Here is a 14,604-nt window from a genome sequence, read left to right as displayed (position 1 = left end):
AACAGTATGTTTCAACTCGTAGTTTCTCGTCATCGTGTGTCCGGAACCCGCATCCGCGCTACCTTCATCTGGTCGGCTCCACGATGGAGGGTGTTGCATGCTGAGCAGGCTGACTTCGAGTGCGAGCGACGCCGAACTGTCTGACGTCGAGCGGCGCGACCTCTTCGCACGCCAGATACTGCAGGTGACGACGGTCGCGCCACTGGCCAACATGGTCAATGTACTCAGCGTGTGCGCTTTGCTTGTGTATGTCGTACCCCCCGGTCACAACGAGTTTCGGGTGATCTGGGGTTCTGCGGCCTTCTTGGTCGTCCTCAATTCGGTGCGCGTCTGGATACCGCGAGTCGTCCTGAAGGGCCGGTACACGCCCAAACATACGACGAGGTACGACTACTGGGCGCTCATGCTCGAGGTGATCCTGCTCGGGCTTCTGCTTGTCGTTCTCGCCGCCGCGATGCTTCCCGTGACGGACAACTCGCGAAAGCTTGTGCTTCTAGCGACATTCGCCGGAGTCATGGGCGCCGGCGCCGTAGCGTTGTCGACGGTTCGGTCGATAGCGGTAGCGTGGATTCTGGTGCACAGCATCGGATTGCTCGTCGTTATCCTGCCCAAGAGAACCACGGAATACGCTGTCCTCTCGTTCCAGTTGGTCGTTTACTCGGTGACACTGATTATCGGCGTCGTGTACCTCTGGGCGTCGTTCCGAAGTCGTTGTCTTGCCGAGTTCGAGGCTGCTGCCGAGCGCCAGACGGTCAGTTTGCTTCTCGACGATTTCGAGGGTGGGTCACGCGACTGGCTGTGGGAAGTCGACACCACCGGGACGTTGTCGCACACCTCCGCTCGGCTGTCGCAGATCTCGGGAGTTCCCGTCTCCGACTTGCGAACCCTGTCGCTGCGCGGATTGTTGGATCGGCTCGACGTGGGTTCGACGAAGAGTGGCCGAGCCGCGGTCCAGGTCATCGGAGACCACCTCGACCGCCTCATGCCGTTTCGAGAGGTCGTCATTCCCGTTCGTGTCGACGGCGTCGACCGATGGTGGTCTCTGTCGGGTCACCCCAGGCTATCCGAGGCCACGGAGTTCGTGGGTTGGCGAGGCGTGGGCTCGGACATCACCGAGAAGTACAACTACGAGCGGCGAATTCTGTGGCTTGCTGCAACCGACGGACTGACCGGGCTCCCGAATCGCCGGACGTTCGGCTCGGAGCTGTCCGACGCGCTCGGCACCGTCCGAACCGGCGAGGAAGTCCTTGTCGGAATCCTCGACCTGGACAATTTCAAGTCGGTGAACGACACGTTAGGGCACCCTGTCGGTGACAAATTGTTGATTTCCGTTGCTGCACGGCTCAATCGGGTGGTCGACGGCGCCATGTGTGCGCGAATCGGTGGTGACGAATTCGGCGTCGTCTTGCGGGGAACAGGGGACGGCGGAGAGGTGTTCGCTCGCTATCTGGATGCATTGCGTGAGCCGTTTTACGTGCGGGGGAATCGCATCGAGGTTCGTGCATCGATCGGCTATGCCGGCGCACCCGCAGATTCCGAAGATGCGGACACGCTTGTCATGTCCGCCGACCTGGCGCTGTATGCGGCAAAATCCGCCGGCAAGAACCGGGTAGGAAGATACTCACCGGTGCTGCGGGCGCGGGCCAGGGAGCGAGCATCGGCCCTGCAAGAACTTGGGCTTGCGATCGAGTCTCGGCAGTTCGAGCTGTACTACCAACCGCAGGTTCGTGCGGACACCGGCCGCGTCGAGGGTTTCGAGGCACTGCTTCGCTGGAATCACCCGGTGCGGGGCGTGCTTGCACCGCACATTTTCATCGATGTCGCGGAGGAGACCGGCCTGATAGTCCCTCTGGGGCTTCAGGTACTGAACATGGCGTGCGCCGAAGCCGCGACGTGGCCCGACGACACTTACGTGACGGTGAACGTCTCTCCGGTGCAACTGATGTCGTCCGGGTTCGGATCGGCCGTGAACGATGCGCTGGAGGCAAGCGGTCTTTCCGGCAAACGGCTTCAGCTGGAAATCACAGAGACGGGAGCAGTGGAGGAGCTTGCCGTCGCCGAGTTGGATCGCCTGCGTGCCACCGGAATTGCGATTGCCCTGGACGACTTCGGAACCGGCTATTCGTCTTTCGAGAGTTTGAAGAAACTGCCGTTGGACATTCTGAAAATCGACCGGTCGTTCATCACCGAACTGAGCGAGGGTGATTCGGCAGTTGTCACTTCGGTGGTCGAGGTGGCGAAGGCGCTCGGTATGCAGTCATTGGCGGAAGGCGTGGAGACGGCCGACCAGCTGAGGCTCTTGCTTACCGCCGGTTGTGAATTGGTTCAGGGTTACTACATCAGCCGACCGATGCCGGCGAAGGAAGTAGCCGAGTACCTCAGCGCAACTGCCCACTCCAACGGTGGGTATTTTCATTCGTTCTGACAACTGTGCGCCTTTATTAACCGTGGGCGGTTAATAAAGGCGCACAGCAGGGAGGTTAGCGCGGCGCCATGCGCAGTGCGCCGTCCATGCGGATGGTCTCGCCGTTGAGGTAGTCGTGCTCGACGATCATCTGCGCGAGCTGCGCGTACTCGGACGGCTGGCCCAGGCGCGACGGGAACGGAACGCCGGCCTCGAGGCCCTTGCGGTACTCGTCGGTGACGCCTGCGAGCATCGGGGTGTCGATGATGCCGGGAGCGATCGTGTTGACGCGGATGCCGAACTGCGCAAGGTCACGGGCAGCCGGAACCGTCATGCCGTGCACGCCGCCCTTGGAGGCGGAGTACGCGATCTGGCCGATTTGGCCTTCGAAGGCAGCAACGGAAGCGGTGTTGATGACGACGCCGCGCTGGCCCGACTCGTCGACGGCCTCGGTCTTGGCGATGGCGTCGGCGGCCAGGCGCATGACGTTGAAGGTGCCGAGCAGGTTGACGGTGATGACCGTGCGGAACAGCTCGAGGTCGTGCGGACCCTTCTTGGACAGGATGCGTCCGGCCCAGCCGACACCGGCACAGTTGACGACGATGCGCAGCGGGGAGCCCGACTCGACGATCTGGTTGATCGCTGCTTCGACCTCTTCGCCGCTGGTCACGTCGGTGGGGATGAGGGTGACGCCGGCGGGGACGTTGTCGCCTGCGCGCTCGATCGACGCGGGCAGATCCAGGCCGAAGACGGTAGCGCCGGCGTCGGCGAGGCGCTTGGCTGTTGCGGCGCCGAGGCCTGATGCCGCTCCGGTGACCAGTGCTGCGGTTCCCTTGATTTCCACTTCGTGTGCTCCTCGAGTTAGCGATCGGTAAGGCGGTGGTACGTGTCGAGAACCATAACGCGAGGGTGTATGTGAGGGCGAACGCGCGAGACCCGCGTAGGGCTGGGTACCTTGGACGCGAGGTCTGAGAGCAAAGCACCGGACGAGAGGGGACCTGCGTGAGCAAGGCGCCTGTGCGTCCCGCCGCTTCTGTCGAGAATTTCGAGCGGTTGCAGCGCGACCCTCTCTTCGAAGATCTTGCCGAGCTGATTGCCGAGGTTCTCTCCTACGCGTTCGACGCTCCGGCCGCCGTCGAGATCGAACAGTGGACGATCAGTTGCCTGCCGTCGACCAACCGATCCGCGGAGCGCCATCGCTTGTTCACGCTCAATATCGGTCCGATGGAGATTCTGAGCGTCGAGTGCCATCTGGTCGGCGGTAAGGCGATCGAGCACGTCATGTCCGTCTACGTATCCAGTTCGGCACTGGAATCGCGAACCGGCTGCAGCATCGAAGAACTCGATGCCAAGCACGATCTGGTCGCCATCAGACGCACCGAGTTGGCGTCCGCCGACGGCGACGGGACCGTGATCGACTGCAGTCTCGAGGACTCGGATGCGTTGGAACAGTTCGCCCAGCTGCCCGTCGACGTGACGACGGTTCGTCCGCTCGCGGAGCATCTTGTTGCCAAGGGCAAGGGCCCATTTCGGCAGTATCACAACGCCGGGTTCGCCAAATATGTACTGGAAAGGTCGCTCGACCATGGTTGATCAGTTGCCCATCCGACTCCCGCGTGTGCTGCGAGACGGGGACGATGACGGCGCGGTCGACGTGCTGCAGGAATATTTCACGAGGCCGCTCCGAAAGACCGGTTATCTCCGAACCGGTGCGTTGTGGGATTCCTGGGATCCCAGTGGCAATCGCGATCGTGATGCGAACATCTTCACCGCGGAAGATCTTGTTGCGGTGACTCTTCTGTCGGTTCAGATTCCGGCGCAAGGAGCCTTCTTCCTGCTCGGGGAGAACAATGCCGAACTGAACCGACTCCTGGCGGACGTGGGCCCGGATCGCGATCTGTCGAACGAACCCGATCCCTTCACTCCGGAATCCCCGGTGTGGCGGTTGGAGACGGCGCTTCGAGAGATTCACGGCGTCGGGCGAACCATGGCGTCCAAACTGATCGCGCGCAAGCGTCCGCGACTCTTCCCGATCTACGACGACGTCGTCGGGCGGGAGTTGGGAACGAAGTCGGCCCACCTGGAACCCGTTCGCGTAGCCATGCGGGAAGACGAGTTGCAGAGTCGACTCCTCGATCTACGTGCACGAGCAGGTCTCGACGAATCCGTTCCGGTCATCAGGGTGTTGGACGTGCTGGCGTGGATGCAGGGTAAGGGATACAAACCGGCACTCTAGCTTTCTTGTCGGTGGGCAGGTCTATTGTCGAATGTATGTTCGATAAGGGATTGACGAGCGGTGTGGGGACATCCGTCGATGACGGCCGTCCTGTTGTCGACCCACTCGTGTTGCCGGACATGCTCTTTGCGACGGCGCAGAGCGAGAACATGCTTGCCGCGCAAAAGGTGCTCGGTGCATCCATGTTGTCGGAGTCGAGATTCAACGCCGAACTCGACGTGTCCGGTGATGTCGACAAGGCGTGGCGGATCGCATGCAACGAGATCGCGGTCATGCTCACGTGCTCGCGTCGTACTGCCGAAGTCCACATCGAGATCGGTGATGCCCTGCGGGAGTTCCTTCCGTTCACAAAGGCCGCCTTCGCTGCCGGCGAGCTGGACTATGCGCGCGTGCGCAAGATTGTCGACGGACTCACCGGGGCCGACCCGGAGGCGATCGCAGCACTCGAGCGCCGGGTACTTGCCTCGGCGCACCGTCTTCCGCCCGGGCAACTGGAGCGCGACATCGAGCGCCAGCTCTTTGCCTACGATCCGGATGCTGCCGCCGAACGTCGCCGGAAGATGCTGGAACACCGCGATGTTCGCACGCGTGCAGACCGTCACGGACTCGCCCAGTTGCAGGCAACACTCAGCGCGACCGAGGCCGTCGAAGCGCTTGGCCTGATCAACGAGGCCGCCGGAAGCGTCTGCAACCACGATCCACGAAATGTCTCGACCCGTAGGGCCGACGCACTGGTCGCTCTGCTGCACGGCGAACAGGGGCTGACGTGCCAGTGTGGCAGCGAAACGTGCGAGGCAGTATCCCCAGCAGCTCGATCGACTGCGCCCTCACGTCGGAAGCCGGTGTTGCACATCGTGTGTGATCTGGCGACGCTCCTCGGATTGACGTCAGATCCCGCGAGCATCGACGGATACGGGCCGATCGATCCTGATTTTGCTCGCGAGCTCGCCGCTGATTCCACCTGGCAGGCCTTGTTCGTCGATTTCCGCGCCCAGGCCGCGGGGAACCGACCGCGTCGGCAGCATGCTCCGACTGTCCTGCCGCTTGTCACCCGACGTGATCGCCCAAGTCGCGAACCGAACGGCTGCGGGGATCGGATTCGGGCGATGCAACGGTTGGTCGCGCGATCCCCGGACATCGTTCGAAGATCGGATGGGCATGGCACCCAACCCGATCCGCCTCCCGGCGCGCTGACCTATGCTCCGGGAGCGGCTCTGGCCGCATTGGTGCGGGCCGTCGACGGTCACTGCCGGTTCCCTGGTTGTTCGGTGCCCGCGAACAGGTGCCAAATCGACCACATCACCGAGTTCGATCCTTCCGATCCGAGACGCGGTGGGTGGACCATTGCGAGCAACCTCCAATGCCTGTGTCGTCGTCACCATCAGGTGAAGACATACAGGTTGTGGACGCCGGTGATGCTGGAGGACCGTGCCATTCACTGGACCGATAAAACCAGCGGGTTGACGGCTGTCACGGTTCCGGAGAGGCACTGACTTCGAAGATGGTCTCCAGACCGTCTTCTTCGTCCCACTGCTCACCGACTTCGTTGAAACCGTACTGGCTGATCAGATTTCGTGATGCGATGTTGTCCGGACTGATGGTCGCTCGAACGGTGTGTACTTCGGATTCGCGACTTGCGACGTCGAGAAGTATCTCGAGGGCGGTTCGTGCGTAGCCCTGACGCCGGAACGCCGGGTCGATGCGATATCCGACCTCCACCATCCCGCGCGCATCGGGGCGACCGTGGAATCCGGCCAACCCCACCGGCGTCGAGGTGCGGGCATCGACTGCGATGCGGGTGATCCACGCGCTGTCGAGGGGATTCTCTGCTATCTGCTTGCTCCGGTAGCGCCACAAGCCCTGGCATTCTTCGCCGAGGAGATACGGGGTCAGGAGGTTGGGTGCGAGTTCCATTGCAAGAGTGGCGTTGTCTTCACCCAGTGCGTGCAGGGCGAGTGATGGAACCTGGATCAGTTGAAGTCCCCGTCCGTCGAGTGTCCAGGGTAGTTCGGTGACTGTCACAGGTCGGCGATGGGGGTCGACAGCGTTATGTCGACACCGATGCTCCGGAGATTGCCGTCGAGGACTTGCCAGATGGAGCGTTCGAGGAACTCGGCCAATTCTGCGCTGGTCACATCGGAACCCGGCTGGCTGAGCCAACGGTTGACGCTGACGTCGACCAATCCGATGACGCCGAAAGCCAAGGGCTCAGCCATCTTCGACGGTTTGCCACGGCTGGTGAGGATCGTGCCCAACAAATTTCCCAATTGGACGGCGATTGCCGTCTTGGTTCCGGTCACCACTTTCGAACCGGTGGCCCGCGTACTCGGCGAGCCCTTGCCTAAAAAGTGGTGCAGTCGTGGATATTTCACAATCCACTGGAGGTAGGTCTCGACGGCCCGTGAGATGGCCTCGCCGACGGTGCCTTGTGGAGTGAGGGTGGGGGTCAGGTCGGTCATCATCATCTCGAGGATGCGGACTCGCAGCTGCTCGTCGAGGTCGGCTCGATCCTTGAAGATCCGGTAGACAACGGAACGGGGGACGTCGGCGCGCTCGGCGATCTGCTGGACGCCGACGTCGGCGCCACCTTCGTTGACTGCATCGAGTGCTGCGTCGAGGATCCGCGCTTTGCGCTGCTCCTTGTGATCGTTCCAGCGAGTGCTGCGCCCGTCGGGCTGCGCCGACTCGGCTGTTTTTGTCATAAATCGAACGATACTCACCCCGCCATTGACTGGACAAGATGTCTCACATACTTTGGTGGGACAGCGTGTCACACACAGATACCGTTCTCTTCAGGAGTGGCAATGAGTAACAGGGTTTTTGTCGTCGGCGTCGGCATGACGAAGTTCGAGAAGCCGGGAGCCCGCGAGTGGGACTACCCCGACATGGCACGCGAGTCGGGTACCAAGGCGCTCGAAGACGCGGGTATCGACTACACCGAGGTCGAGCAGGCATACGTCGGCTACGTCTACGGCGAGTCCACCGCAGGTCAGCGCGCTGTCTACGAGCTCGGTCTGACAGGTATCCCCATCGTCAACGTGAACAACAACTGTTCGACGGGATCGACCGCGCTCTACCTCGCCACGCAGGCGGTCAAGAGTGGTCAGGCCGACTGCGCACTCGCGCTGGGCTTCGAGAAGATGCAATCCGGGTCGCTCGGATCCACCTACGACGACCGCGAACAGCCCCTCATGCGGCACCTCCTCGCTCTCGCCGAGCTGCAGGAGTTCGCGATGCCGCCCGCTCCGTACATGTTCGGCGCGGCCGGCGTCGAGCACATGGAACGCTTCGGAACCACTGCCGAGCAGTTCGCGAAGATCGCCGTCAAGAACCACAAGCACTCGCTGAACAACCCGTATGCCCAGTTCCAGGACGAGTACACCCTCGAGCAGATCCTCGAAGCACGCCAGATCCACGGGCCGCTCACCAAGCTCCAGTGCTCGCCCACCTCGGACGGATCCGGTGCGGCGATCATCGCCAGCGAAGCATTCGTCGAGAAGCACGGCCTCGCTGCTCAGGCGATCGAGATCGTCGGGCAGGCCATGGTCACCGATATGAACAGCACTTTCGAGGACAAGAGCGCCATCAGCCTCGTCGGCGCAGACATGACCCGCAAGGCCGCCGAGAAGGTGTACGCCCAGGCCGGGATCACCGCCGACGACGTCGACGTCATCGAACTCCACGACTGCTTCTCCACTAACGAGTTGCTGACCTACGAGGCACTTGGACTGTGCGCCGAAGGTGACGGCGGCAAGCTCGTCGACGCCGACGACACCACCTATGGCGGACGCTGGGTGGTCAACCCGTCCGGCGGCCTCATCTCGAAGGGCCACCCCCTCGGAGCAACAGGCCTCGCGCAGTGCGCCGAACTCACCTGGCAGCTCCGCGGAACCGCGGACAAGCGTCAGGTCGACGGCGCGAAGGTCGCCCTCCAGCACAACATCGGACTCGGCGGTGCAGTTGTCGTGACCGCATACAAGCCCTACGCACGCTGAATCACACCCTCAACCCGCTAGCTATCCACTAGGAGTTTCATCATGGCTTCCGTTTCCGTCTCCGCTGTACTGCCCGCATCCCCCGAGAAGACCTGGGATGCGCTCTCCGATCTGTCTCGCTGGGAAGAGTGGCTCACCATTCATCAGGGCTGGAAGAGTGAACTCCCCACCGAGGTCGCGTTGGGCGCCAAGTTCACCGAGGTCGTCTCCGTGATGGGTATGGCCAACAAGATCGAGTGGACCGTCGAAGAGGTCGAGGTTCCGAAGATGGTCAAGATTGCCGGTACCGGAATGGCCGGCGTCACCGTCGAATTCATCCTCTCGGTCGAGGCCGACGGTGCGGGCTCGAAGGCAACCGTCGACGCCAGCTTCAAGGGCACCATGATCGTCGGGCCGATCGGCAAGGCAGTTGCCAAGAACGCCAAGGCTGATCTCGAGGCCTCGCTGGCCAAGTTCGCCGAGCTGGTCGGGTAACGGCTCGATGACGACACCGAAGACCAACGCGGTCGAATTCGATACGTCCGGGCTGGACGTATGGACCGATCCGGAGCACTTCGAGGTGACAGCCGAGCGCATCGCCGAATATGCCGCTGCCACAAACGACCCCATCGAGCGACACCTGAAAGGCGAGATCGCTCCGCCGGTCTTCGCGGTGGTACCCGTCTTCATGTCGATGGCACCCGCCGCGCTGTCGGTGGCGCCGGTGGAACTGCTGATGAAGCTCGTTCACGGTGAGCAAGATTTCCTGTTTCACCGTCCGATCTACCCCGGTGACCATCTGGTCGCTCGCGCCAAGCCCATCGGATTCGAGGGTCGCGACAACGGTTCCACCGTCGTCATCTACGTCGAAACCAAAACCGACAAGGGGGAATTGGTCAACGAGCAGTGGATGACGGCGTTCTTCCGCAAGGTCGACGCAGGCCCCGGCTTGGGTGAGAAGGCTCCCGAACACCGATTCGACGACGCTCTTCGTACTGGTAGTCCGGCAGCGGTGGTGAATCAGCACATCGACGAGGACCAGACGTTCCGGTACTCGCCGGCGTCCGGCGATCCGATGCCGATCCACCTCGACGAAGAGATCGCTCGCATGTCCGGTCTCCCCGGAATCATCAACCACGGACTGTGCACCATGGCCTTCACGTCGTGGGGAGCCCTGACCGAACTGGCCGGCGGCGAGACCGAGCGGTTGCGCCGTCTCGCAGTGCGATTCGCGAAGCCCGTGCTCCCGACCCAGGACATCGAGACGGTGTTCTACAAGTCGGGTTCGGCAGACGGAGCCACGTCGTACTCGTACGAAACCAGCGCGGTCGGTGACCTCGTCATCAAAGACGGCCTCGCTGTCATCGCCGACAACTGAGTCTTCATATCCGACAACTGAACTGATGGGAATCTGAACTGATGGGAAGTCTCGACGGTCGCGTAGCGATCATCACCGGAGCAGGACGCGGCATCGGCCGTGAGCATGCGCTGCTCTTCGCTCGCGAGGGTGCGAGCGTCGTGGTCAACGATCTCGGCGGTGCAAACGACGGATCGGGTGCAGATGCCGGCCCCGCGCAGCAGGTAGTCGACGAGATCGTCGCCGCAGGCGGCAAGGCTGTCGCCAACACCGACAACATCGCCACCTGGGACGGCGCCGAGGGCCTCGTCAAGCAGGCCGTCGGTGAGTTCGGCCGACTCGACGTACTGGTCAACAACGCCGGCATCCTTCGCGACGCCTTCATTGCCGGCATGGACGAGAGCCAGTGGGACGCAGTCATTGCCGTGCATCTCAAGGGGCACGCCGCGACGCTGCACCACGCTGCCGCCTACTGGAAGGACCAGAGCAAGGCAGGAGAAACCGTCAATGCTTCGGTCATCAACACTGCTTCGGCTTCGGGTACCTTCATGCCGAATGCGGGCCAGGCGAACTACGGCGCAGCCAAGGCAGGCATTGCAGCCCTGACCCTGGTGGCGGCGGACGAACTCGATCGATACGGCGTGCGCGTCAACGCCATTGCGCCGATCGCGCGTACTCGGCTGACGCTGGCGACCCCCGGTATGGGGGCGTTGTTCGCGGCCGAGGTTCCTGAGGGTGAGTTCGACGCGTTTGCGCCGTCCAACATCTCACCGCTCGTGGCGTATCTCGCGGAAGCCGAGTGCAAGCTCACCGGCAAGGTGTATGCCGTTCAGGGTGGGGCCATAACGGAACTCGCCGGCTGGCACGGCGTGAATACCATCGAGAGCGAGGGTCCCTGGACCGCCGCCGACCTCGCAGAACGTCTGTAAGCGCATGGCACGCAACGCATACGAACTCGGCCTCGGGCTGAGCGAGGAGCACACCGCGCTTGCAGGTTCCGTGCGAGCTTTTGCCGAGCGCACCATCACCACCGAGCAGGTGCGCGCGGCGGTGGAGTCGAGGACCGAGGACAAGTTCCCGCAGTTCTGGACGGCACTGGTCGGGCAAGACCTTCTCGGGCTCGCGGTTCCGGAAGAGCAAGGTGGTCACGGCGCCGGTCTGCTGACTCTGGCTGTTGCGCTGGAAGCATTGGGCCGCACAGTCTCTCCCGGCCCGTTTGTTCCAACGGTATTGGCAAGTGCCGTTCTCGGCGCCGCCGATTCCAAGGCGGGACTCGAGTTCCTGCCCGGTCTGATCGACGGAAGTCGCACGGCAGCAGTCGCCTTGGGTGCACCGTTGGCGGCCGAGGCGTCGGACGGCGGGTACACGGTCACGGGCGCACTCGACGGTGTGCTCGGCGGTGAACATGCCGACGTGCTGCTGGTTCCGATCCAGTTGCCCGAGGGCGTTCGCTACGCGGTGCTCGAGAGCAGCGCTGTCTCGATCACCGTTCAGGACAGCATCGACGTACTGCGCGGCAGTGCGCGAATCGAAGCCGACAATGTTCAGATCAGCGCCGAACGGGTACTCGACGGTCTCACCGAGGCGCGGGTACGGTCCATTGCCGCAGTGGTTCTCGGCGCCGAAGACGTCGGCGTCATGTCCTGGTGCGTCTCCACCGCGTCGGAGTACGCCAAGACGCGTGTGCAGTTCGGGCGACCCATCGGCCAGTTCCAGGGCGTCAAGCACAAGTGCGCGCAGATGGGCATCGCACTCGAGCAGGCCCGCGCCGTTATGTGGGATGCGGCAAGCGCATTGGACAAGGGCGACGACACGGCAGATTTTGCCGCCGACATCGCCGCCGTCATCGTGCCCGACGCCGCAGTACAGGTAGCGCAGGACTGCGTGCAGGTTCACGGCGGCATCGGATTCACGTGGGAGCACGACGCACACCTGTACTACCGCCGCGCGCTCTCGATCCGCGGCATTCTCGGCACCCGCGAGGATCGTGCCAATCGTGTTGCGCAGCAGGCACTCGACGGTGTCAGCCGGGCTTCGGTTCTCGAACTACCGCCAGAGGCAGAGGAGATCCGCGGCGGCATCGCGGCTGAGCTTGCCACGTTGGTCGATCTCGACGAGGACGACCAACTGATCGCGCTCGGCGACGGAGGCTGGGTTCAGCCGCACCTGCCGAAGCCGTACGGGCGCAGCGCCGCTCCGCTCGAGCAGATCGTCATCTCCCAGGAGATCAGGGCTGCCGGTATCTCGATGCCGCAGCTCCTCATGGGTGGCTGGGCGGTGCAGGCGGTTGTCGCTCACGGCACGGACAAGCAGAAGCAAGAACTGGCAGTGCCGACGCTGCAGGGGGAGCTGGTGTGGTGCCAGCTCTTCAGTGAGCCCGGTGCTGGTTCCGACCTCGCGTCACTGTCGACGAAGGCCGAAAAGATCGACGGTGGTTGGAAGATCACCGGTCAGAAGATCTGGACCACGGTTGCTCAGTTCTCCGACTGGGCAATGCTGATCGCCCGCACGGACGCCACCAAGCCGAAGCATCAGGGCATCACCTACTTCGTCCTGGACATGTCGACACCAGGCATCACCGTCCGGCCGCTGCGTGAGATGACGGGTTCAGCGCTGTTCAACGAAGTGTTCCTCGACGACGTTTTCATCCCCGACGAGAACGTGGTCGGCGAGGTCAACGACGGGTGGAACGTCGCCCGGACGACGCTGGCCGGCGAGCGCGTCGCGCTCAGCCAGAAGATGGAGGCGTACGCCTCGGACTCCGATCTGCTGAAGTTCGCGAAGTCGGCAGACCTGAGCCCGATCGGACGCTACCGTGTCGGCGAGCTGGTTGCGGAGAGTCAGGCGATCGATCTCATCGGTTCCCGCGTTGTGCTCAAGCAACTTTCGGGAATCGACGTGAGTACGACGTCGAGCGTCGGCAAGCTGTTGGCGATGAAGATCAGCCAGTCGATCGCCGAGTTCGTCGTCGCCGAACTGGGTGCTGCCGGAGCGGTCAGCATCCCAGGTCAGCCAAGCGACAAGGCGATGGAGCAACTCATTTCGGGCCGTGCCACCACCATCTACGGTGGCACAACCGAGGTGCAACTCAACGTGATCGGTGAGCGCATGCTCGGATTGCCGCGAGACTGAGGGTATTTACCGGCGAGGCTCAGTCCTGGATTCTTCTCCAGGGCTGAGCCTCTTCCAGTTCGAAGGCCAATTCGAGGAGCGTGCGCTCGTCGCCGAGATCGGCGGAGAAATGCGCAGCCAACGGCAAACCATTGCTGGTCTGATGCATCGGTAGCGAAATCGCGGGACCTCCGGAGATGTTGTTCAGTGGCGTGAACGATGTGTACGCGATCAGCTTGTCGAAGAGTTCCTCGAAAGGCTGAGCGGGAGAGAGGTATCCCAGCTCGGGGGTGGTGTGCCCCAGGGCCGGCGAGAGCACGACGTCGTACTTCAAGAACATGGCGCTGTATTGCTGCTGGAGCCGTCGCAGACGATAGAGCACGCGCGGCGTCTTCACCAGGTTCTTCCGGTACAGCGTGTAGAGGCCCTTGGTGAGATTGTCGGTGCCGGACTTGTCGAAGTCGGGTCCGAGCATTTGTTTGCCACCGGTGGAGATGGCAAACGACAGAAAGCCCCAGTAAATGCTGAAGTCGTCGATGAATTCGGGGCCGACGGGCAGTGCTGCGTCCTCGACATGATGGCCAAGGCTTGCAAGGAGTTCGGCCGTAGCTTCGACGGACTTGCGCGTCTCGTCGTCCGTCTTGGTGACGGTTACGGAATCGGCGATCACGCCGACGCGCAGGCGGGTTGAGCTGGGTCCTTCGACCAAGCGAACCGGTGCGAGTCGCGGATTGCGGTAGTAGTTCTCAGCCGCAGACATCCATCGTGCAGTGTCGCGAACAGTGCGAGTAACGGCGCCCTGAGCGATCAACCGGATCGGCATCGACTTGTCGGCCGGATCGGCGATGGTGCGTCCGCGAGTGGGTTTGAGTCCGACCAGTCCGCAGGCAGCGGCGGGAATGCGAATCGATCCACCGCCATCGTTGGCGTGCGCGATCGGGAGTACGCCCGCAGCAACAAGCGCGGCTGCGCCTCCCGAGGAAGCGCCCGACGAGTACGCCGGATTCCACGGGTTGTGGACGGGTTCTTCCGTCATGTATTCGGTGGACGCACTGAATCCGAACTCGGGCAGTCGGGTCTTGCCGATCGAAATGGCCCCGGTGGAGAGGAACTGCTTCGCGAAATCGCTGTCGGCTTTGGCGGGGATCGCGGTGAAGGCGGTACTGCCCTGCTGGGTGGGAAGGCCGGCGCTGTCGGTGTTGTCCTTGATCGCGGTGGGGACACCTGCAAAGACGCCCTCGGCGGGCCGGTTGCTCCTGGCGAGGGCACGATCGAAATCAGTGCAGGCCAGACCGTTCAATTGCCCCTGCACTGCCTCGGCGCGGGCGATTGATGCCTCCATGACTTCCCGTGCGGTCACCTCGCCTGATTCGATCCGGGCGGCGACGCCGGTGGCGTCGAGGTCGCCCAGGGCGTCGTCGGTGAAAGCGTGGATGGGGGTGTTCGCGGTCATGGGGATCCTTGTCAGGCGGAGGCACTCAGGTCGTCCGTCCAGCATATTGGACGGACGACCCCTGAGTGG

The 14,604-nt window shown here is 62.8% G+C and carries 13 protein-coding genes; 9 read left to right on the top strand and 4 right to left on the bottom strand.

Annotation, left to right across the window (positions count from 1 at the left end; all coding sequences use genetic code 11):
* Positions 1 to 97 precede the first annotated feature (97 nt).
* Entirely contained in the window at positions 98 to 2,425 is a 2,328-nt protein-coding gene (locus QRN54_RS21575) for a putative bifunctional diguanylate cyclase/phosphodiesterase (protein WP_030535863.1), read from the top strand.
* Positions 2,426 to 2,480: 55 nt separating this feature from the next.
* Here QRN54_RS21575 and QRN54_RS21570 read toward each other — a convergent pair whose 3' ends face one another.
* Entirely contained in the window at positions 2,481 to 3,248 is a 768-nt protein-coding gene (locus QRN54_RS21570) for an SDR family NAD(P)-dependent oxidoreductase (protein WP_003944195.1), read from the bottom strand.
* Between the two features lie 158 nt (positions 3,249 to 3,406).
* Here QRN54_RS21570 and QRN54_RS21565 point away from each other — a divergent pair, with 158 nt between their 5' ends.
* The 3 genes from QRN54_RS21565 to QRN54_RS21555 are packed head-to-tail and all read left to right on the top strand — an operon-like array spanning position 3,407 to position 6,133.
* A complete protein-coding gene (locus tag QRN54_RS21565; protein WP_058038083.1) occupies positions 3,407 to 3,997 on the top strand; it encodes a hypothetical protein in 591 nt (196 codons plus the stop codon).
* Entirely contained in the window at positions 3,990 to 4,640 is a 651-nt protein-coding gene (locus tag QRN54_RS21560; protein WP_285183049.1) for a DUF6308 family protein, read from the top strand. The genes QRN54_RS21565 and QRN54_RS21560 overlap by 8 nt, the downstream gene beginning before the upstream one ends.
* 35 nt (positions 4,641 to 4,675) lie before the next feature.
* Positions 4,676 to 6,133 carry an HNH endonuclease signature motif containing protein gene (locus QRN54_RS21555; RefSeq protein ID WP_285183048.1) on the top strand — a complete coding sequence of 486 codons (1,458 nt, stop codon included), beginning with the start codon at positions 4,676 to 4,678 and terminating at the stop codon, positions 6,131 to 6,133.
* On the opposite strand, the gene QRN54_RS21550 is transcribed toward QRN54_RS21555, so the two are convergent.
* Positions 6,111 to 6,662 carry a GNAT family N-acetyltransferase gene (locus QRN54_RS21550; RefSeq protein WP_042453240.1) on the bottom strand — a complete coding sequence of 184 codons (552 nt, stop codon included), beginning with the start codon at positions 6,660 to 6,662 and terminating at the stop codon, positions 6,111 to 6,113. The genes QRN54_RS21555 and QRN54_RS21550 overlap by 23 nt on opposite strands.
* Entirely contained in the window at positions 6,659 to 7,342 is a 684-nt protein-coding gene (locus QRN54_RS21545; protein WP_007735953.1) for a TetR/AcrR family transcriptional regulator, read from the bottom strand. The genes QRN54_RS21550 and QRN54_RS21545 overlap by 4 nt, the downstream gene beginning before the upstream one ends.
* Positions 7,343 to 7,444: 102 nt before the next feature.
* Between QRN54_RS21545 and QRN54_RS21540 the strand changes: the two genes are divergently transcribed.
* The 5 genes from QRN54_RS21540 to QRN54_RS21520 are packed head-to-tail and all read left to right on the top strand — an operon-like array spanning position 7,445 to position 13,103.
* Complete coding sequence (locus tag QRN54_RS21540; protein ID WP_007735955.1) at positions 7,445 to 8,635, top strand: lipid-transfer protein; 1,191 nt, start codon at positions 7,445 to 7,447, stop codon at positions 8,633 to 8,635.
* Between the two features lie 42 nt (positions 8,636 to 8,677).
* The gene (locus tag QRN54_RS21535) at positions 8,678 to 9,109 is read left to right on the top strand and encodes a type II toxin-antitoxin system Rv0910 family toxin (RefSeq protein ID WP_030535858.1); all 432 of its coding nucleotides are present in this window, start codon (positions 8,678 to 8,680) and stop codon (positions 9,107 to 9,109) included.
* A gap of 7 nt (positions 9,110 to 9,116) precedes the next feature.
* Complete coding sequence (locus QRN54_RS21530; RefSeq protein ID WP_285183047.1) at positions 9,117 to 9,992, top strand: MaoC/PaaZ C-terminal domain-containing protein; 876 nt, start codon at positions 9,117 to 9,119, stop codon at positions 9,990 to 9,992.
* Between the two features lie 41 nt (positions 9,993 to 10,033).
* Complete coding sequence (locus QRN54_RS21525) at positions 10,034 to 10,900, top strand: SDR family oxidoreductase (protein WP_285183046.1); 867 nt, start codon at positions 10,034 to 10,036, stop codon at positions 10,898 to 10,900.
* A 4-nt stretch (positions 10,901 to 10,904) separates the two neighbouring features.
* The gene (locus QRN54_RS21520; protein ID WP_285183045.1) at positions 10,905 to 13,103 is read left to right on the top strand and encodes an acyl-CoA dehydrogenase family protein; all 2,199 of its coding nucleotides are present in this window, start codon (positions 10,905 to 10,907) and stop codon (positions 13,101 to 13,103) included.
* Between the two features lie 19 nt (positions 13,104 to 13,122).
* Here the strand turns inward: QRN54_RS21520 and QRN54_RS21515 are convergent, their stop codons facing one another.
* Positions 13,123 to 14,535, bottom strand: coding sequence for an amidase (locus tag QRN54_RS21515; RefSeq protein ID WP_285183044.1), 1,413 nt, complete (start codon positions 14,533 to 14,535; stop codon positions 13,123 to 13,125).
* Positions 14,536 to 14,604 lie beyond the last annotated feature (69 nt).

The organism is Rhodococcus sp. MEB032, assembly GCF_030208925.1.
In the GTDB taxonomy this organism is placed as follows: Bacteria; Actinomycetota; Actinomycetes; order Mycobacteriales; family Mycobacteriaceae; genus Rhodococcus_F; species Rhodococcus_F qingshengii.
The sequence above is the reverse complement of the archived record's forward strand: the minus strand, read 5'-3'. Positions and strand labels throughout refer to the sequence as shown.